This is a genomic window from Bacillus sp. FSL K6-2869 (assembly GCF_040869405.1).
Taxonomy (GTDB): Bacteria; Bacillota; Bacilli; order Bacillales; family Bacillaceae; genus Bacillus; species Bacillus altitudinis.
The window spans coordinates 3,497,165-3,516,277 of record NZ_CP152035.1 but is presented as its reverse complement, the minus strand read 5'-3'; the positions used below and the strand labels follow the sequence as shown (position 1 = coordinate 3,516,277).

At 42.7% G+C, this 19,113-nt stretch carries 20 protein-coding genes; 13 read left to right on the top strand and 7 right to left on the bottom strand.

Annotated features, from left to right (window positions below; translation table 11 throughout):
• Nucleotides 1-19: 19 nt before the first annotated feature.
• From MHI58_RS18175 to MHI58_RS18130, 10 genes are all read left to right on the top strand, one after another.
• On the top strand, nucleotides 20-1,198 hold the full coding sequence (locus MHI58_RS18175) for a DegT/DnrJ/EryC1/StrS aminotransferase family protein (protein ID WP_045033856.1): 1,179 nt from the start codon (nucleotides 20-22) through the stop codon (nucleotides 1,196-1,198).
• Nucleotides 1,195-2,070, top strand: coding sequence for a GNAT family N-acetyltransferase (locus MHI58_RS18170; protein ID WP_056408421.1), 876 nt, complete (start codon nucleotides 1,195-1,197; stop codon nucleotides 2,068-2,070). Before MHI58_RS18175 ends, MHI58_RS18170 begins: the two co-directional genes overlap by 4 nt.
• A 1-nt stretch (nucleotide 2,071) precedes the next feature.
• Nucleotides 2,072-3,196: an N-acetylneuraminate synthase family protein gene (locus MHI58_RS18165; protein WP_056408418.1), complete on the top strand. Its 1,125-nt coding sequence runs from the start codon at nucleotides 2,072-2,074 to the stop codon at nucleotides 3,194-3,196.
• Complete coding sequence (locus MHI58_RS18160; protein ID WP_056408415.1) at nucleotides 3,186-3,926, top strand: NTP transferase domain-containing protein; 741 nt, start codon at nucleotides 3,186-3,188, stop codon at nucleotides 3,924-3,926. Before MHI58_RS18165 ends, MHI58_RS18160 begins: the two co-directional genes overlap by 11 nt.
• Nucleotides 3,923-4,951, top strand: coding sequence for a glycosyltransferase (locus tag MHI58_RS18155; RefSeq protein ID WP_056408399.1), 1,029 nt, complete (start codon nucleotides 3,923-3,925; stop codon nucleotides 4,949-4,951). Before MHI58_RS18160 ends, MHI58_RS18155 begins: the two co-directional genes overlap by 4 nt.
• 2 nt (nucleotides 4,952-4,953) lie before the next feature.
• Complete coding sequence (locus MHI58_RS18150; RefSeq protein ID WP_056408393.1) at nucleotides 4,954-5,694, top strand: sugar phosphate nucleotidyltransferase; 741 nt, start codon at nucleotides 4,954-4,956, stop codon at nucleotides 5,692-5,694.
• Nucleotides 5,691-6,656, top strand: coding sequence for a dTDP-glucose 4,6-dehydratase (gene rfbB / locus MHI58_RS18145; RefSeq protein ID WP_050826716.1), 966 nt, complete (start codon nucleotides 5,691-5,693; stop codon nucleotides 6,654-6,656). The genes MHI58_RS18150 and rfbB overlap by 4 nt, the downstream gene beginning before the upstream one ends.
• A 3-nt stretch (nucleotides 6,657-6,659) precedes the next feature.
• Nucleotides 6,660-7,514, top strand: coding sequence for a dTDP-4-dehydrorhamnose reductase (rfbD, locus tag MHI58_RS18140; protein ID WP_045033867.1), 855 nt, complete (start codon nucleotides 6,660-6,662; stop codon nucleotides 7,512-7,514).
• On the top strand, nucleotides 7,507-7,962 hold the full coding sequence (locus tag MHI58_RS18135; protein ID WP_008343612.1) for a dTDP-4-dehydrorhamnose 3,5-epimerase family protein: 456 nt from the start codon (nucleotides 7,507-7,509) through the stop codon (nucleotides 7,960-7,962). The genes rfbD and MHI58_RS18135 overlap by 8 nt, the downstream gene beginning before the upstream one ends.
• A 92-nt stretch (nucleotides 7,963-8,054) precedes the next feature.
• The gene (locus MHI58_RS18130; protein ID WP_272871307.1) at nucleotides 8,055-8,846 is read left to right on the top strand and encodes an SDR family oxidoreductase; all 792 of its coding nucleotides are present in this window, start codon (nucleotides 8,055-8,057) and stop codon (nucleotides 8,844-8,846) included.
• A gap of 15 nt (nucleotides 8,847-8,861) precedes the next feature.
• On the opposite strand, the gene MHI58_RS18125 is transcribed toward MHI58_RS18130, so the two are convergent.
• The 6 genes from MHI58_RS18125 to MHI58_RS18100 form a co-directional block, all read right to left on the bottom strand.
• The gene (locus tag MHI58_RS18125; RefSeq protein WP_082055538.1) at nucleotides 8,862-10,058 is read right to left on the bottom strand and encodes an aminotransferase class I/II-fold pyridoxal phosphate-dependent enzyme; all 1,197 of its coding nucleotides are present in this window, start codon (nucleotides 10,056-10,058) and stop codon (nucleotides 8,862-8,864) included.
• A gap of 14 nt (nucleotides 10,059-10,072) precedes the next feature.
• Nucleotides 10,073-11,494, bottom strand: coding sequence for an acetyl-CoA carboxylase biotin carboxylase subunit family protein (locus MHI58_RS18120; RefSeq protein ID WP_045033870.1), 1,422 nt, complete (start codon nucleotides 11,492-11,494; stop codon nucleotides 10,073-10,075).
• Between the two features lie 15 nt (nucleotides 11,495-11,509).
• A complete protein-coding gene (locus MHI58_RS18115; protein ID WP_056408391.1) occupies nucleotides 11,510-12,271 on the bottom strand; it encodes an SDR family NAD(P)-dependent oxidoreductase in 762 nt (253 codons plus the stop codon).
• Complete coding sequence (locus tag MHI58_RS18110; RefSeq protein WP_056408389.1) at nucleotides 12,268-12,975, bottom strand: cupin domain-containing protein; 708 nt, start codon at nucleotides 12,973-12,975, stop codon at nucleotides 12,268-12,270. Before MHI58_RS18110 ends, MHI58_RS18115 begins: the two co-directional genes overlap by 4 nt.
• 1 nt (nucleotide 12,976) lies before the next feature.
• The gene (locus tag MHI58_RS18105) at nucleotides 12,977-13,582 is read right to left on the bottom strand and encodes a bacilysin biosynthesis protein BacA (RefSeq protein ID WP_017368256.1); all 606 of its coding nucleotides are present in this window, start codon (nucleotides 13,580-13,582) and stop codon (nucleotides 12,977-12,979) included.
• 149 nt (nucleotides 13,583-13,731) lie between these two features.
• Entirely contained in the window at nucleotides 13,732-14,964 is a 1,233-nt protein-coding gene (locus tag MHI58_RS18100) for an MFS transporter (RefSeq protein WP_056408384.1), read from the bottom strand.
• Between the two features lie 145 nt (nucleotides 14,965-15,109).
• Between MHI58_RS18100 and MHI58_RS18095 the strand changes: the two genes are divergently transcribed.
• Together MHI58_RS18095 and MHI58_RS18090 are read left to right on the top strand one after the other, a co-directional pair.
• The gene (locus MHI58_RS18095) at nucleotides 15,110-15,589 is read left to right on the top strand and encodes an Lrp/AsnC family transcriptional regulator (RefSeq protein WP_056408380.1); all 480 of its coding nucleotides are present in this window, start codon (nucleotides 15,110-15,112) and stop codon (nucleotides 15,587-15,589) included.
• An 84-nt stretch (nucleotides 15,590-15,673) separates the two neighbouring features.
• A complete protein-coding gene (locus MHI58_RS18090; protein ID WP_110487176.1) occupies nucleotides 15,674-16,642 on the top strand; it encodes an alpha/beta hydrolase family protein in 969 nt (322 codons plus the stop codon).
• Nucleotides 16,643-17,059: 417 nt separating this feature from the next.
• On the opposite strand, the gene hemQ is transcribed toward MHI58_RS18090, so the two are convergent.
• Complete coding sequence (hemQ, locus tag MHI58_RS18085) at nucleotides 17,060-17,830, bottom strand: hydrogen peroxide-dependent heme synthase (protein ID WP_024719459.1); 771 nt, start codon at nucleotides 17,828-17,830, stop codon at nucleotides 17,060-17,062.
• A 239-nt stretch (nucleotides 17,831-18,069) separates the two neighbouring features.
• Here hemQ and pta point away from each other — a divergent pair, with 239 nt between their 5' ends.
• The gene (gene pta, locus MHI58_RS18080) at nucleotides 18,070-19,041 is read left to right on the top strand and encodes a phosphate acetyltransferase (RefSeq protein ID WP_045033878.1); all 972 of its coding nucleotides are present in this window, start codon (nucleotides 18,070-18,072) and stop codon (nucleotides 19,039-19,041) included.
• Nucleotides 19,042-19,113 lie beyond the last annotated feature (72 nt).

Here is a 19,113-nt window from a genome sequence, read left to right as displayed (position 1 = left end):
ATAGGGGTGTGCAAGCGATATGGGACAAAAGAGAGCACAATTTCTTCCTTATGCACTGCCTTTTATTGAACAGGAAGAAATTGATGAAGTCATTGGAACATTAAAGTCCGGCTGGTTGTCCACCGGACCAAAAGTTAGACAGTTTGAAGAAGAGTTTAGGCAGCTGACTGGAGCGAAGCACGCAATAGCAGTCAATTCATGTACAGCTGCTCTATTTTTAGCGTTAAAGGCGAGAGGCATTGGAGCTGGTGATGAGGTCATCACAACGCCTCTGACGTTCTGCGCAACAGCCAATACGATCATCCATACGGGGGCAGCCCCTATTTTCGTGGATATTGATCCGGCGACACTCAATCTAGATGCGAAAAAATTAGAAGCGGCCATTACACCACATACGAAAGCGGTTGTCCCTGTACATTTTGCTGGTCAATCGTGTGATATGGACCAAATTTTAGCGATTGCCAGAAAATATGATTTGTTCGTGCTGGAGGATGCCGCTCATGCCCTCTATACGACCTATCATGATCAACCGATTGGATCAATTGGTGATGCGACCGCTTTTAGCTTCTATGCAACGAAAAACATAGCGACTGGTGAAGGCGGCATGCTGACGACAAATGATGATGCACTTGCGGCTAGAATCAGAAGGCTGGCGCTTCACGGGATGAGTAAGGGAGCGTGGAATCGTTATGGAGAAAAGGGAACATGGTATTACGAGGTCGAGGAACCGGGCTATAAAATGAACATGTTTGACGTGCAAGCATCGTTAGGGCTCGTTCAGCTAAGCCGGTTGAAGGAGATGCAGACACGTAGAGAACAGATTGCGAAGACATACAATCAGGCATTTCAACATGAAGCTGGTCTCATCTTGCCGCCTGTACATGATGAGGGAAGACATGCGTGGCATTTATATGTGCTGCAAGTTGATCCAAAAGAAGCACTGATCACACGCGATGACATGATTGATCAGCTGCAAAAGGAATATAAAATCGGCACGAGTGTTCATTTTATTCCCGTTCACTTGCATCCATATTATCAAGAGACCTACAACCATTCACCAGAGGATTTCCCTGAGGCACTCACTTATTACAAACGAACGCTTTCGCTCCCGCTCTATCCAAGTATGACAGATGAAGATGTGCAGGATGTCATCACCGCAGTTGTGTCAATTTTAAAAGACAAGAAGGCCTCTTCATGAAAGTCGTTCATGCAATAGATGATCAGGTGCTGGCAGCTTGGCTGAAAACATATGGTCATGAAGCAGGACGCATGACAGGATTCAAGCAGTTTGCTCTTGTCAGCGGCGCTAAGCTCAAAGCAGTGCTGTTATACGAATGGTCCAAATGGGAGAGCGGCATTTTTGACAAGCATATTTTTCATGTGAAGTTTGTGGAAGCTGAATCAGCGCTGCTCTTTAAAGAATTGATGGAGAGATTCATCAATTGGATGAGAACAGAAAAATGTGATTTTTTCTTTTTACGTCTTGAGGCGGCTGATCTTGAAAAAAACCGCATTGTTCAAAAACTATCCCATGTGTATTATGTCGGTGGTCTCACTAGGCTTGAGGCACCACCTGCCCTCATGGAGATGCCATCATCAGATCAAGATGTGGTGATGGGTGTGCCAGATGAAAAGGATTACGATGAGGCGGTCTTACTAGGTGATCAGGCTTTTGTGAAAAGCCGTTATGCCCTTGATCCATATTTAGACCAGCGTGTTGTTCAGCATTTTTATCAGGAGTGGATGAGAAACAACTTACTCGGACGCGCAGATATCAACCTCGTTGCCAAGGTGAATGATGAAGTGGTTGGCTTGATTCAAGGTATGACAAAGGGGCATGAGATGGGGCTTGAGCTTTTTGCGATTAGACCGGATGTTCAAGGAAAAGGGATCGGAAAAAAGCTGTTTATTGAGATGATGAAAGTGTCTCATCACAGAGGGCATCACTTCATTTCTGCGGGGACACAGCTTCATAATACGACAGCCATTCAGCTGTACGAAAAGATGGGGTTTAGGACAATGAATACTTTTCTGTATTACCATGTGTGGCCGAAAAAAGGAGAGAGGTAAGATGGCGCATTTCTATATCGGAGATCGCAAAGTGGGAGATGGTTCGCCTGTCTTTATCATTGCAGAGGCAGGCATTAACCATGATGGAAAGCTGGATCAGGCACTTGCTTTAATTGATGTGGCAAAAGAAGCAGGGGCTGATGCGGTGAAGTTTCAAATGTTTCAAGCGGATCGGATGTATCAAAAGGAACCGGGGTTATACGAAACGGCCAAAGGAGAAGAAGTGTCTATTTTTTCTTTAGTGGAACAAATGGAGCTGCCGCCGGAATGGCTACCTGTCTTATTGAGACGTTGTAAGGAAAAAGGACTGATGTTTTTAAGCACCGTGTGTGATGAAGAATCGGCAGATTTATTGAATCAAACGAATCCACCTGCTTTTAAACTGGCATCCTATGAAATCAACCATTTGCCTCTTTTGCGTCATACGGCTTCTTTTCAAAAGCCGATCATTTTTTCAACAGCTGGAGCCACCATTGCTGATGTTCATGAAGCATACGAAACGATTACGAGCCAGCAAAATAAGCAAGTCGCTATCATGCATTGTGTGGCAAAGTATCCAGCGCCTAGAGCATATACGAACCTGCGGGTGATTCAAACCTTAAGGTCCGCTTTCCCTGAAGCAGTCATTGGCTTTTCAGATCATAGTGAACACCCGACGGAAGCGCCAGTAGCCGCTGTGAAGCTCGGGGCAGCAATGATTGAAAAACATTTTACAATAGATAAAACATTACCCGGAGCGGATCATTCATTTGCTCTTAATCCTGAAGAATTAAAGGAAATGGTTCAGCACATTCGAGCAGCAGAAAAGCAGCGGAATCAAGCGGAAATAGACGTTCATTCATTACCAGAGGAGCTTCTTGGCAGTTCTTATAAAACGACAACAGCCATTGAAGGGCAGATTCGAGAATTTGCGTATCGAGGAATTTTTACGACAAAAGGCATTGCAAAGGGAGAGACCCTCACGTCAGAAAATGTAGCTGTGCTGCGCCCTGGACAAAAAAATCAGGGGTTGCATCCGCGATATATGCCGATTTTACTTGGCACAAAGGCTGTGAGAGACATCCCAGCTCATACAGGTGTTTCGTGGAAAGACGTACTCATGCAGGAGTCTCGAGATGATGCATGATGTACTTTTTGTCATTCAGGCTAGGATGGGGTCAACAAGACTGCCCAAAAAAGTGATGAAACCGATCGGCGGCATGGCGCTGATTGATTTGATTGTGGAGCGGGTGAAGCAATCAGATGATTACCATCACAAAATGCAAAACCTTATGATTGCCACAACGGTCGAGCCAGAGGATGACTATTTGGCTCAATACTGTATGTCAAAGGGCTATAAGGTGTTTCGAGGCAGTGAGACAGATGTGCTTGAGCGGTTTGCGCAGATTGTCCGCCAATTTGAACCTAAAACGGTTGTACGTTTAACGGGAGACAATCCATTTATAGATCCTTCGCTTTTGTCGAAAATGCTTGAAAAACATAGACAGGAAAAGGCTGATTACACATATACGAACGGAACACCACTCGGTATTTCCGGGGAAATGATTGAGGCATCTATTTTATGTGAAATCGACAAATTTCCCCTCACTTATTCAGAACGTGAGCATGTCACGCTGTATATCAGAAAGCATCCCGAGCAATTTCACCTTCAATTATTCACACCGCCCAAAGAACTTGCATATCCTGCTTATCGATTCACGATTGATACAGAAGAAGATTATGTGTTTGCTACCTGTTTATTAGAGAAAGCTGGTGGTTCTATTGCTGTGCCGACAGCTGAGCTCATTTCTATCTGTGAACAACATCCAGACATTGTTCGTTTGAATCAATCTGTGAGACAGAAGGATGCTGAATGAACAAAAAAATCATGATTGTTGTTTATGGGGGTTTTTTAAGAGGAATGGGTCATGTCGTCAGAATGAAACGTTTGGCAAAAGAACTGCTTCAAGAAGGGAACGATTTATATTTCTATACAAATGATCAAATTTGTGTAGAAATGCTTTCGCACTCAGAGTGGCACGTTCAGATGGTGCATGAGCCGAATGCGCTTCTCCAAATCCAACAAGATATCAAAAAGCTGATGCCTGACCTTTTAGTCATAGATGTCCTTGATTGTGATCTTCAGTTTCTTCAAATGATCAAAGACTCCTGTGGTAGTGCGAGGCTGGTCTTATTTGAGGAAAAAAGAGAGGAAGCCTGTCAGCTTGCAGACACGGTCATAAACGGCATTTATGGCGGTCTGGACGGGAAGCACGAGCAGGTTAATGGCACGGCTTATTATCATGGAACGCCCTATTTATTGTTAGATCACGAGATTAATCGATTCAAAGACACATATGAGGTTCGAAAAGAATGTAAAAAGGTGGTCGTCAGCCTTGGTGGCAGTGATCCGTGCGGCCTGTTATCAAAGGCTGTATCGGCGCTTCTTCAAACAAATCACCTAGACATTTTAGCGGTCGCAGGAAAAGCCTCTCACATCAAAGAGCAAGTAGAGGCGGAACATATCCAATTCATTCAACATACAGATCAACTACCGGTTCTTTTATCAGAAGCTGATGTGGCTATCGTAGCAGGCGGTATGACGTTATATGAGGTAATTTGTATCGGGGTGCCCAGCATTGTCCTATCGCAAGTAGACCACCAAGCCGTGACAGCGAGCATGTTTGCGCAAAAGGGCGCTTGTTTTCACCTTGGATTAGGAGACCTTGTGGAAGAAAAAGACCTGTTGCAAGCTGTTCAAAAACTGTCTGACAGCTATTTTCTCCGCAGAAGCATTCATCTTAATGGACGTTCACTCATTGATGGAAAAGGAATCGAACGAGTGAAAAACATTCTTATACACCTCATGAATTCACACCAAAAAGAACATAAGGATGTGTAGATGTGAAGGGAGTTATTTTAGCAGGAGGAAAAGGATCACGGCTGGCACCATTAACGAAGATTTTCAACAAACACTTGCTGCCGGTTGGTCCATACCCGATGATTTATTGGTCATTATTCAAACTGAAAGAAGCAGGAATTGTAGATGTGATGCTGATTTCACAGGAAGAACAAATACCGTTGTTTCAAAAGTTACTGGAAGATGATCGTGAACTTGGGATGAACATTGTGTATCAAGTACAGCCAGAAGCGTCTGGCATTTCCGATGGTTTATCCTATGCAAAGCCCTTTGCTCAAGGGGAAAAATTTGTGCTGATGCTTGGTGATAATGTATTTGAAGATTCATTACGCCCTTTTGTTGACGTCTTTCGGCAGCAAGAAAGCGGAGCCAAGGTTTTATTGAAAGAGGTGGCAGATCCAAAACGGTTTGGCATTGCAGAAATTGATCCTGCTCATCACCGAATTTTATCAATAGAAGAAAAGCCAGAGCACCCGAGGTCATCTTACTGCGTCACGGGCATCTATTTTTATGATCAAGACGTCTTTCAATATATCGAGGAAATCTCGCCGTCAGATCGAGGTGAACTAGAGATTACAGATGTGAATAATCTCTACATCTCAAATAGCCAGCTAACCTATGATATGTTAAAAGGGTGGTGGATTGATGCAGGAACACATGAATCTCTCCACGAAGCATCTACAAAAATGTTTGAAACGATGAAGGAAAAAGAGGGATACGAATGACGAAGTCTTATTTAATTACAGGTGGAGCAGGGTTTATTGGACTGAATTTTGTGAAGCTGCTGCTTCAAGAGTCCGATGTCCGGCTTACCGTATTTGATAAATTAACATATGCCAGTCATCCAGAGGAGATGGAATATTTATCAAAGCTGCCTCATTTCCGTTTTGTCCAAGGAGATATCACGCTGCAAGACGAACTAGATCAAGTATTTGATGAAGCCTATGATGCCATCATTCATTTCGCAGCAGAATCACATGTCGATCGCAGTATTGAGTCAGCAGAACCCTTTATCCAAACAAATGTCCTTGGTACCTATCGTATGCTTGAAGCTGTCTTAAAGGGAAAGGCGAAAAAACTCATTCATATTTCCACAGATGAAGTATATGGAGATTTGGAGCCGAATGATCCTGCTTTCACAGAACAAACACCACTCTCACCGAATAATCCTTATTCAGCAAGCAAGGCAAGTTCAGACCTGCTTGTGAAATCTTATATCCACACCCACCAACTACCCGCCATGATCACAAGATGCAGCAACAACTACGGACCTTATCAGCATGAAGAAAAATTAATCCCAACCATTATTAGAAAAGCGGTCAATGGTGAAAAGATTCCGATATACGGAGACGGCCAGCAGATTCGCGATTGGCTGTATGTAGAGGATCATGCGAGAGCCGTAAAACAAGTAGTAGAAAACGGAACAGCCGGTCAGGTGTACAATATTGGCGGCGGCAACGAGAAAACAAATCTTGATTTAACCAAAACCATTCTCACACATCTAGGCATCTCCCATGACCAAATCGCGTTTATTCAAGACCGGAAAGGGCATGACAGGCGGTATGCCATTGATGCCAGTAAGCTAAAAGAAGAGCTTGGCTGGGTGCAGGCAACTTCATTCGAAAAAGGTATCGAAAAAACGATCGATTGGTATCGTGCCAAATATGATCAAAGTGAAGAAGGGTGACCGATGAAAGTTTTAATCACCGGTGCAGGCGGCCAATTAGGGAAAGAATTGACGAAACAGCTGAAAGAAAAAGACATCACAGTCATTGCTTTAACAAGGAGTATGCTGAATATCACAGATCAACAGGCAGTCAGACATGCAATGAGACATTTCCGTCCGGATATTGTTGTCAGTGCGGCTGCTTATACGTCTGTGGATCAATGCGAAACAGAAACGGAAAAAGCCTATCTTGTGAATGGGATTGGCGCCTACTATACAGCGCTTGAAGCTAAAAACGTAGGGGCTGATGTATTACATGTCAGTACAGATTATGTGTTTGATGGGCAAGCGGATACCCCTTACCAAGTTGATGCACAAGCAGATCCTCAAACCATTTATGGAAAGAGTAAAAAACTTGGAGAAGAATTGATTCATCTTGTGTCAGATGAAGTGAAGATCATTCGGACATCGTGGCTTTATGGACATGAGGGACATAACTTTGTGAATACCATTCTTCGGCTGGCTGAAACGAAGGATCATTTGCGCATCGTCAATGATCAGTTAGGGTCTCCTACTTATACAAAGGATGCCGCAGAAGCTTTGATTCACTTGTTTGACCAGAAAGCAGGTATTTATCATGTCAGTAACCGAGCAAGCTGTTCATGGTTTGACTTTGCGGCAGAAATTGTGGCAGCAAGCGGTCTGTCTACGACAATTGAGCCCATTTCCACTGAAGAGTATGGTTTCCAAACACCTCGGCCCGCCTACTCTGTTTTAGACCTGCAAGCGATTGAAGCGACAGGCTGGAAGCCAAGACATTGGAAGGATGCACTTCACGAATACTTGCAGAAAGAAGGGAGATTCGAGCAGCATGATTGATGGTGTACAAACGAAAAAACTCATGAAACATTGTGATGATCGCGGCTTTTTCGCAGAGCTTATTCGAGATGACGAACCGATGCTAAAACGATTTGGGCAGGCGTCGTGGTCGAAAAGTTTCCCAGGAGTGATCAAAGCCTTTCATTATCATGAAAAACAAGACGATGTTTGGTTTTTCCCAGCTGGTCATGCACAGGTCGTTTTATACGATTTAAGAGAGGATTCCCCGACAAAGGGTCAAACCGATGTGTATTATATGGGAGAAGATAATCCGATGCTGCTCCTCATCCCAAAGGGAGTTGCCCATGGCTACCGCGTATTAGGAGAGACGCCGCTGCAGATTGTGTATTTTACAACAGAATCGTACGACCCAAAAAACCCAGATGAGAAGAGAATTGCGTGGAATGATGAGGCGATCGGATTTAATTGGGAAACGACATTTAAATAGAGAAGAGAGGCCTTTCGCAGGAGAAAGGTCTTTTTTTGTTGAAATATATTCTGTATGCGTCATTTTATGTATATTGATGAAAAGGGATGTGGATGAGTTTGTCTCAAAGAATTGCATTTGTCACAGGGGCAAGTACAGGCATTGGAAAGGCAATCGCAATAAAACTTGCCGCCCAGAGCGATATGAAGGTGATCATCAACTCTAGAAATATGGCCTCGCTTGAACAGACGAAACAGCATATTCAAGATATGATAGAAACAAAGGAACCGCTGTCTCTATTCTGTGGAGATATGTCGGTTGAAGCGGTGAGGTCGGAAGCCTTTGAAGAAATAGAAAAGGAGTTTGGCAGACTCGATGTGCTGATCAATAACATTCCAGGAGGAAAACCAGATACATTTGATTCATGTGAACCTGACCAGATGCTGGCTGCTTTCTCCCAAAAAGCCATCGCCTACGTAGATACAATGAAGCGTGCAGCCGCATTGATGAAAAGACATGAATATGGACGGATCATTCAAATTGTCGGGAACCTGTGGAAGGAACCTGGTGAACAAATGTTTACGAATAGTATGATGAATGCAGCGATTATTAATGCCAGTAAAAATGCAGCCACACAGCTTGCGTCGTCTAGTATTACGGTGAATTGTTTAAATCCAGGTTTTATTGCAACCGATCGGTATGAACAATTTATCGGCAATATGATGACGAAGCAGGGAGTGTCACGAGAGCAGGCTGTACAAGCTGTCGCATCAGGTATCCCAATGCAAAGAGTAGGCTCAGCGAGTGAGATGGCGTCATTGGCAGCTTTTATGGCATCAGAGGAAGCTTCTTATATCACAGGCCAACAAATCTCCGTAGACGGTGGAACGATGAAAAGTATATAAACTGAAAAAAACCCGCTATAGGCGGGTTTTTTGATGAAATCGAATGGGGAGGATGGACAGACGGTCGATAAAGAGAGCAAGCTCTTCAATCGGGGCAACCATTGAAATGCGTACATGACGGCTTCCATTGGCTCCAAATACTCCTCCAGGCGTGACGACAACATCGGCATGTTCGAGTAAATAGTCAGCAAAGGCATGAGAATGTTCAAAGTCATCAGGAATCGGAGCCCATAAATAAAAGGCGCCGGGTGGACGTTTGATTGTCCAGCCAAGCTTTCTCGCCGCTTGCCGGATGAAGAAATTGATTCGTTCAAGGTATACCGCCCTTAATGATTGAATATGACAGTCATCACTTTGCAAGGCAGCAGTCGCTGCATGTTGAAATCCGCCATACATACTGACAAACACGTGGTCTTGGAAGGTATTGATGGCATGAATGATCTCCTCATTTCCAACAGCAAAAGCGACTCTCCATCCTGCCATATTAAAAGTCTTTGATAGAGAATATAATTCGACGCCTACACTTTTCCCGAGAGGAGTATTCATGAAGCTCACCGGTGTTTGTTCATAATGAAATGAACCATAGGCGAAATCATGAATAACATACAGTTCGTGAGCGGCCGCAAAGGCAGCAGCCTCTTCAAAGAATGCCTCATTTGCGACAGCACCCGTTGGGTTATTCGGATAATTCAAGAACAGTACTTTTGCTTTTTTGACTACGTCACGATCAATAGAGGATAGATCTGGTAAATAGCCATTTTTCTCTTCAAGTTTGATACTGTATGGCTTGGCGTCCGCCATCAAAATGCCTGAATGATATTCAGGGTATCCTGGATCGGGAACGAGTGCGATATCTCCTGGATCAAGAAGACACTGACTCATGACATACAGTCCCGTTTTTCCGCCAGTGAAAAGAGCAATTTCCTTCTGAGGATCAATCTCAGCACCGAATTCCGATCTATAAAAATCTGCAATGGCTTGTTTGAAAAAGTCAAAGCCTCTAAAAGGGGCATATTGTTGAAATGGCAAAACACCCGCTGACTCCTGTAGGGCACTCACGATATGGGCAGGGGTTGGTAGATCAGGGTTTCCCTGACCTAGATTCATGATGTTTGCTCCGTTTTTTGTCTTTTGAGCAATTTTTTCAAAGACGGTGCCGAATTTTTGTTCAGGCAGCCGTTCAATCATTTTAGATGCTAACATTTTCTCCACAGCAGCCTCTCTTTCTATCCCTTCACTAATTCATCCATTAACTGAATCGTTGCCTGTTTCTGAATGTTGCGAATGGACGCAGCAACGTCTTGTGAGGATGATCCTTTTAATTCAAGAGATACGATTCCATTAAAAGCTTCAAATAAAGCAAGATCCACCATAGTCCCTTTGGTAGGGAATGATTGACTGACAATCGCAGTATCTCCAACGAATGCCTCCTCTGGAATAGACACATGATCAATGGTGATATGTGTGGCTTCAGGTGGGATATGCCCACTCTCTTTAAAATGCTGAGGGTACAGGTGGCAGTCCGCTACATAAAATGTATGTCCAGAAAGCAGCTGTTTTGGCAGTACAGCCTTTTTACCATCAACTAATACATCAATCAATAGCTTGGCCATATCGACGCCAAAGACCTTTTTAATATTCGGGATCATATTCCAGCCAGCGAATCGAGCCGCTGATTCGATCAATCCAGTTTCTCGATTTTTCATGAGTTTGATTTCTGTATGGGTTGCACAATGTTCAAGACCTAGTCCTTCATTTGCCTTTCTTGCTGCTTCAATGATGATTTGCTTTGCTTCATTGTCTAAGATCGTCGGAGTGATATGAGCCGTTTCTGTAAAACCGATTTGAGGGGTTTTATCATGTATGACAAAAGGGAGATATTCGCCCTCTACGACCAGCCCTTCTACACTGACATAATCAGCATATCCTTCATCTTCATACCAATCTTCGTAAGCACCCTCTAAATACGTTTCAGCGACAAACGGTGCTTCATACGTGACAGCGTCTGGGACTGGTATGGTTTCCAAATACGATTGTACTTGTAAAAACAGATCATCACTTCCAGCCTTGTCATGAAACAAGGTGACGCCAATAGAACTGGCTAAATATGTAGGCTTTAAAATGAGCGGTGTTCCGATAGACTCAATGGCTTTTTGGAAATCAGATAAAGTCGTGACAGGCTGAGTTTTCACCGCTTTGACGCCAGAGGCGTTGAATGCAGCCCTCATTTGGCTTTTATCACGCGCCATTTCGGCTGCCTTGACACCGGCACCTCGCAGCCCAAGACGTTCAGCGGCCTTTGCCATCGGTGCAATGAATAATTCATTATTGGTCGTGATTGCATCTGCTTTGAAAAAGGAAGCCACTCGAATGAAGTCTTCTACAACCTCTTCTTCTGATTTCGGATAATCATCATGTGCCCAGTAAATAGAATCAGGGTGTTCAAAAGAAGGGTGTGTCTCAAAATAATCACGGTCTTTGATGACGGCAATGGAGTATTTTTCGATTAGCTCGGCATGTCCCTTTGTAATCGCAAAGGGTCTCGGGATATAAGAAACGATATGGTATGATGCCGCCACGCTTTCATAAAACATATGGGGCGGGCATCCACCTAGATCAGCAATGACAAGTACAGTTTTTTTACTCAATGAAAGCACTCCTTTTTATCTAGCGGTGTAACCTCCGTCTGCTGTGACGACACTTCCAGTCATATAGCTGGATAGATCAGAGGCGAGAAACAGCATCACGCCAGCAATTTCTTCAGGTTTTCCAAGCCGCAGCATAGGATTCACCTTTGCTTTTTCCTTTTTGACGATCTCGAGACTTTCTGTGTGGTTGTCTAAAAAGGACTTCTCGTTTAATGGTGTATCAATAATGCCAGGGGCAATACAATTCACCCTGATTTGATGAGCGGCATAGTCAATGGCCATTGATTTGGTGAGCTGAATGACACCGCCTTTTGTTGCATTGTATGCCGGAATGTCAGGCCAGCCCACAAGACCTCCGACAGATCCGGTATTGATAATACTTCCACTCTTCTTTTCAAGCATATGCGGCAATGTATGCTTACTCATGAGAAAGACGCCGGTCAGGTTGACCTGAAGAATACGATGCCAATCCTCCAGTGCCATCTCATGAATAGGTGAGACAATTTCGATGCCTGCATTGTTAATGAGGACATCAATGGCACCGAATCGGCTCAGCACGCTCTGAACGGTTTGGCGACAGTCAGACTCCTTCGTAATATCTGTTTTAAAAAATGCAAGGTGCTCATGCGGCAATGATTCAATGAGTTGGTTGCCGCTGCTTTCATTGATGTCAGCGACAGCTACTTTTGCTCCATGCTCGAGGAAGAGCTTGACGGCAGCAAGCCCAATCCCCGACGCACCCCCTGTAATGAGGACAACTTTTCCATCCAGCTTCATTTCTTCACCTTAGATGCTTTTGGTTTTAAGCGATTATAGCGAGGAGGGAAGAAGAGATTAATAGACTTTGATGCTTCTGGCTTTGGATTGATGGCCCCATGATCTTCCCTTGGATCACAGAAATAGGTGGTGCCAAATTCCATCTTTTCTGTAAAGCCTTCGATTGTCATATCATACCCTCCACTGATGCAAATGCCGATTTGTTCATTTCTATGTTTATGAAAAGGCATTTCTCCACCGTTCCCAGGGATATTGGCAATCATCAGCTCCATCCAATCCTCCACAAAAAAAGTCACTTCCATGCCAGGGAGTAAATCCCGTGTTTTGAAAATGTCTAAGAAATAAGTGGGGGGAGCTGTATATTCTTCGTCATCCTTTAATCTCTTAATATCAATGGCGATCACTCCTTCATCTGTCAGATTTGAAGCGCCGTGAGGGACAAACGGTGGTGCGATATAGGCTGATTCTAATGGGGTGAGCAGTTGAGTCGATTGGCCGACAGTCATTTGAAGCTCGCCCTTTAACACAATACCGATTTGTGCTTCGGGATGTTCGTGAGGTTCAATGATCGTGCGGGGAGGGACGTATGAAATTAACACTTCAGTACCGCCTCTTACAGTGGAATATTGGATAACGCCATTATCCCATTCTAATTTTTTCGCTTGAGGAAAATATCGTTCTTGCGTCTTTTGTTCAGTTTGCATCTTATATCTCTCCTTTTCCGAATATGGACCAGCTCATGGGTATACTTTTAAACGTTCGAATGAAGATGAGGCCATATGTGGCTCTTGCCACCTCATTCGTTAAAGCAAAATCAAATTCGCCGTCCCTTACTTTCTGCGCGGCAGTACTTGTAGAATTAACAAGTTCAAATTCAGCATTTTGGTGAATGAAATATTGAATTAAATTGACAGGTGCAGGATGTGAGACAATTTTTAATTGGTGGAGCATTTGTTCATTGAATGGGAAATCAGGTCTGACAGCCAAACCATACATGGGCGTGTCACATCTGAAAATTTGTAAAAGCTGTAGATCTGGTCTCATGTAGAAGTGTTTGATGCCTTCGTATGCGTGTGGAACGAGAGTAAATTGAAGTGGTTGAGAGAGAGTATGTTCAATGCAAGTTTCGAATGTGTCATAAAGGGATAGTTTCGTATGAGTACCGAGTGTAGTGGTGGATTGAGAGATGAAATGTTTTGCTGCGTATTCACTGCTTGTCCCCTTAGGGCCTAGTGTGTTGACTGTAAACATCTTAGGTGAAGGGCTTGGCTCTTCTTTGAAATGAAACACATCATCATTCTTTAGGATCATGTTTACCATCCAATCTTTTTCAAATTTTTACTAGATTATAAAATTTAAAATTGGTAATTGTCAACAAATTTTATAAAAAATGTAATATATGATGATATTAAAAATTGATCTAAAAAACTGCACATATCGAGATGTGCAGTGAAATGTGCTTACGTTTCAAGAGTAGTTGGCTGTTTTTTCTGTAAGGCACGTTCTCGTTTATAGCTGCCAAAGCTGATGATAAAACCAACAAGTGTGATCAATGCACAGACAAGACCTACCGTATGATATCCGAAATGGACATAAACGGGTCCCATCAGTGCGGAACCGAGCATAACAGCAAAGTTGGAGGCCAGGCTGTAAAAAGCCATCACTTTCCCGCGATGGGTTTGAGAGCAGTCGCTTAGAACGGTGCTTAGAAGCGTGACAGATAAGCTTTGCATAGCACCCCAAATAAATAGGGCGAAAATCAGCAACATCCACGAGAATGGCGCATAAGGAAGCAAGGCTAGAACAAGCGCAATTCCACCCAGCACAAAGACAAGGGAACGGGTTTTACCGAACCAGTCTGCTAATTTTCCAGTAAACATACTCATAGAAAAGCCGACGCCATAAGCCATAATAAGAAGTCCAGCTGTTGATTGTCCGCCATCAAACAGACTTTGCAGATAAGCACCTAAAAACGAGTACATGCCGTAAAATCCAAGCATATTGCAAAACGTCACAGTCAAATAGGCAGGCACACGATCAATTTTCAAAGCCCCCCATAAAGAGCCTGTTTTCTCTCTAGCTTTTGATGTCTTCGTATCAGCTGCTCTGACTTGTTTTCTTGATTCAAGGATGACGAGCAGCAGGACAATGAGACTCATCATAGCGAAGATCCAAAACGTCCAGCGCCAGTTTAAACTCTGGCCGATAAAGGCGCCAATGGGCACACCAAGGACAAGAGAAAGAGACCAGCTCGATACAATGAGTCCCATCACTTTGCCGCGGTATTCGTATGGAACCCGGTCGCCCACAAGAGCATAGGCTGTTGGCACAAATACACCAGTTGCCAGCCCTGAAATAGCACGGCCTGCAAAAAACACGGCCAAATTTGGGGCAGCAGCACACATCACTGTTCCAATCAAAAAGAAAGACAGCCCAATCATCAAACACAGCTCTCTTGAATATCGGTCCCCTAAAGGAACGAGCAGCGGAGCTCCAACCAGCACAGCTAACCCATAAATACTGATGGAAAGAGCGAGAACATCAAGAGAGTGCTGAAAGGAGTTTGATAAATCAGGCAGCAGTGGTGAAATCACCAGTTCCTCCGATCCCGCTGCAAAAACGCCAAGTGTGAGTGCGATGGCAAGTGTGATGGGAAATGTTTTAGAAGCCTGGCTGTCTAAAGATTCTTTCATCAAGTGATCCCTCCATACTTGCTTTTTCATTCAATTCCGTTAAAATAAATTCTACCATTATTTAGTTTTATTTTACATTTCGTATCATAAGTATCATCATAAAATACTTTTCAAATGGAACGATTTTGGGATAGGAGCGTAACGAATGAAAATCACCGATGTGGATGTGCATATTTTAAACGAGTTGAGAGAAGATGCCCGCTTATCAATGAGGGAATTGTCCAAACGAGTGAATTTATCAGCACCTGCGGTAGCAGAAAGAGTGCGAAAACTAGAGGATGCAGGGATTATCGAAGGGTATTCTGTTCAAGTCAATTATAAAAAGCTGGGTCTGATGATAGACTGTTTACTGGAAGTCACCGTATTAAATGGGGAGTATCAGCGTTTTGTGACATTTATGAACCAGCATCCACGTGCGTTCTTTGCTTATCGAGTGGCAGGACAGTCCTGTTTTTTCATTAAGCTGTCTGTTTCTTCTCTTGAAGAAATTGAAGCGTTTATTCAAGATGTGTCTGGCTTTACAAAAACGGTCTCTCATATTGTCTTATCAGAGCATTCTTTTTCTCATCCCATTCAGGAACGTGTGAAACAAATAGAAGAGCCAGAAATGACCGTGGTGAAATAGAAAAAGGACCTGCCCTCAGGTCCTTTTTCCTCTATACTAAAATATTCGTATAGTAATCATTTGTGATTAAAGGAGTTAATTCTTTTGAAGCTTTTAAAAGTAATAGATTACGCAGCATTAATGGATATGCACAGGACAAGAAGCAAAGAAAGTCACTATAATCATTTGCCTATTGACGTATGTGATAGGGATCTTTTTTTTAGTGCTCAGCCAATTGATTTAGAATTTCACATCGATCAACATACAGCAAATTTAAAAAGTGGAATCTTTTCTTTTCATTCAAGCATCAAATCTGGTGAAGATAAGAATGACAAGGTTTCTGGGGAAGTGTTTTTACGAAAAGAGTCAAAGCACAAACCCAATGTAATCTTTGTACATGGATGGAGAATGGATTCATACGACAGAATCAAGAAGATTTTTCACGATAAAATTGTTAAAAATTATGATTGGAATATGTATTACTACACGCTGCCTTATCATTTCAATAGGGAACCACAAAATTCAACATATTCTGGTGAACACATGATTAGCGCCAATATAAGTCGAACAGTGCAATCCTCCCAGCAAGCTATTGTTGAACTTAGAGGGCTGATTAAATGGATCAAGGAAAATGAAGGTGGAGAAATAATTTTAGTTGGTATTAGTTTAGGAGGGTGGCTAACAAACTTATTAGCAACAGTCGAGAAACATGTGAATATTGTTGTATCAGCTTTTTATGCGAATAATATTGCGCATTCCATCTGGAACACTCTTCCTGGGAAGTATATACGAAGAGATCTGGAGGAACATGGGACAACGTATGAAGAACTCGACAAAGCTTGGGATATTATGAATCCTAGTAAAGCAAAACTTCTCGTAGACAAAGAAAATGTACTCTTAATATCAGGAAAATATGACATGTATATTGACATAAACGATGCTGATACTCTGTGGAATAGCTGGAATCAACCTAAAAGGCACGTATACAGTTGTGGGCATGCTGGAATTGTTCTATCTAGAAATAGAATAGCAGCCGACACACTTCAATTTATTGAAAGTAGGCTAAAGGAATAAAATGATGCTCATCCTAACTGCATTGTTGTGGGCCATGAGTTTAGTTTTGTTTCTTACTTATCCTGAAAATGAAAAACAAGATGGGACAGTTTTATTGGTTTTTTGGGGGGGATTTGTTGGTTTAAGTGTAATTTTATCTTATTACTTGGAGGGTGCATATAGCCAGCTACAACTGATCCACTACAAGACATCATCGATTGGATATTATGGAACAGCTTATGCAATCATGATTATGGTACATGAAGATCATTTGCGACATTTGGCAAAAGTCCCATGATCACAAATTCAGTCATGCCAATCGAAAACGCACCGAGCGTTAACGCAAAAATAGCGATGGGGAAGTTTTTCATGATGAGATCACCTTTCTAAACAAATACATAAAAAGGCTTCGGAGAGATCCGAAGCCTTAAGAGTTTATCATACATGGAAATAAGACGCTAGTTGCTCGTTTGCTAATCGGTTTCCAACAAAGAAGGAACCAAATTCGCCGTAACGTGCACTCACTTCATCAAATCGCATTTCGTAAACCAATTTTTTAAATTGAAGCACATCATCAGAGAAAAGAGTGACGCCCCACTCATAATCATCAAAGCCAACAGAACCTGTAATGATCTGTTTTACTTTCCCAGCATAGCTTCTGCCAATTAAACCATGGCTTCTCATAAGGGATTTACGTTCATCCATTGAAAGCATGTACCAGTTGTCATTGCCAGAACGTCTTTTATCCATTGGATAGAAACAGACATATTGAGAAGAAGGAAGCTCTGGATAGAGGCGCGCACGTACATGCGGGTTCTCGTAAGGGTCTCCGCCATCTCCGCCTCCTGCCAAGTAGTTGCTGAGTTCAACAACTGACACGTAAGAATAAGCTGGAATCGTAAACTCTGCTAGTCGTGTCTTGTTGAATTCAAGTTCAATTTCACCCAGTTCTTCCATGGTCGGACGTAAAATCATGAGCATAATATCTGCTTTTTGGCCGACAATACTATAGATTGTTTGGCTTCCAGCCTGATTGTGCTCGGCTGTTTTCCATTTTTCTAATAGACCTGTGAACTCATGAATGATGGCTTGACGCTCATCGCTTGTCAGCAGCTTCCAAGCTGTCCAGTCGATCGTTCTAAAATCATGCAGCGCATACCAGCCATCTAGTGTTTGAGCTGCTTCATTTGTTGTATGTTGTTCACTCATTTCTTTCACTCCTATTTACAGTTTTCCATCTGTTCCAACTATAACATAGTTTGTCCAAATGAAGATGTGATCAAAACTTGAACGACGAAAACGCTTTTCTAGAAATTGATTTAATTAGTTTGAAAAATAAGAATTTAAATTGTAAGCGCTATAATGTAAGTTGGTAGTTTGAATTTATGTAGAAGAAGAGTATGCTTAAAAGAGAACGCTTTTTTTGTAAAATCAAGGAGGGTATTGAAGTGGCAGATATTTTTTCAACAGTTCAGGAAAAGGTTGCAGGTAAAGGAGTTAAGATCGTTTTTCCTGAGGGAATGGACGAACGCATTCTAACAGCCGTTCAAAAACTAGCAGATGGCAAAGTATTGCACCCAATTGTTGTAGGTAAGAAAGAAGAAGTAGAAGCAAAAGCAAAAGAATTAGGTCTTACACTTGATGGTGTTGACGTGTATGATCCTCATACATATGAAGGTTTTGAAGATCTTGTACAAGCTTTCGTCGAAAGACGTAAAGGCAAAGCGACAGAAGAGCAAGCGAGAAAAGCATTACTGGATGAAAACTACTTCGGTACAATGCTTGTGTATAAAGGTCTTGCAGACGGCCTTGTAAGCGGAGCAGCACACTCAACTGCTGATACAGTGCGCCCAGCACTTCAAATCATTAAAACAAAAGAAGGCGTAAAGAAAACTTCTGGCGTCTTCATTATGGCTCGCGGCGAAGAGCAATATGTGTTTGCTGATTGTGCGATCAACATTGCACCAGACAGCCAAGATCTTGCTGAAATTGCGATCGAAAGTGCAAACACAGCAAAAATGTTTGACATCGAACCACGTGTAGCAATGCTTAGCTTCTCTACAAAAGGTTCAGCAAAATCAGACGAAACAGACAAAGTATCTGAAGCGGTTCGCATTGCAAAAGAAAAAGCACCTGAGCTTGTTCTTGATGGAGAGTTCCAATTCGATGCAGCTTTCGTTCCTTCAGTGGCAGCGAAAAAAGCACCAGATTCCGTCATCAAAGGCGATGCTAGCGTATTTGTTTTCCCTAGCCTTGAAGCTGGAAACATTGGCTACAAAATTGCCCAGCGCTTAGGTAACTTTGAAGCTGTAGGTCCAATCCTACAAGGTTTAAATCAGCCAGTAAACGATCTTTCAAGAGGCTGTAATGCCGAAGACGTTTACAATCTTGCGCTTATTACAGCAGCTCAAGCACTATAAAATAGCATCTCGACTAGAGCAGTCAGTACGATAGATTCGTGCTGGCTGTTTTTTTATTTTGTCCAAATGTGT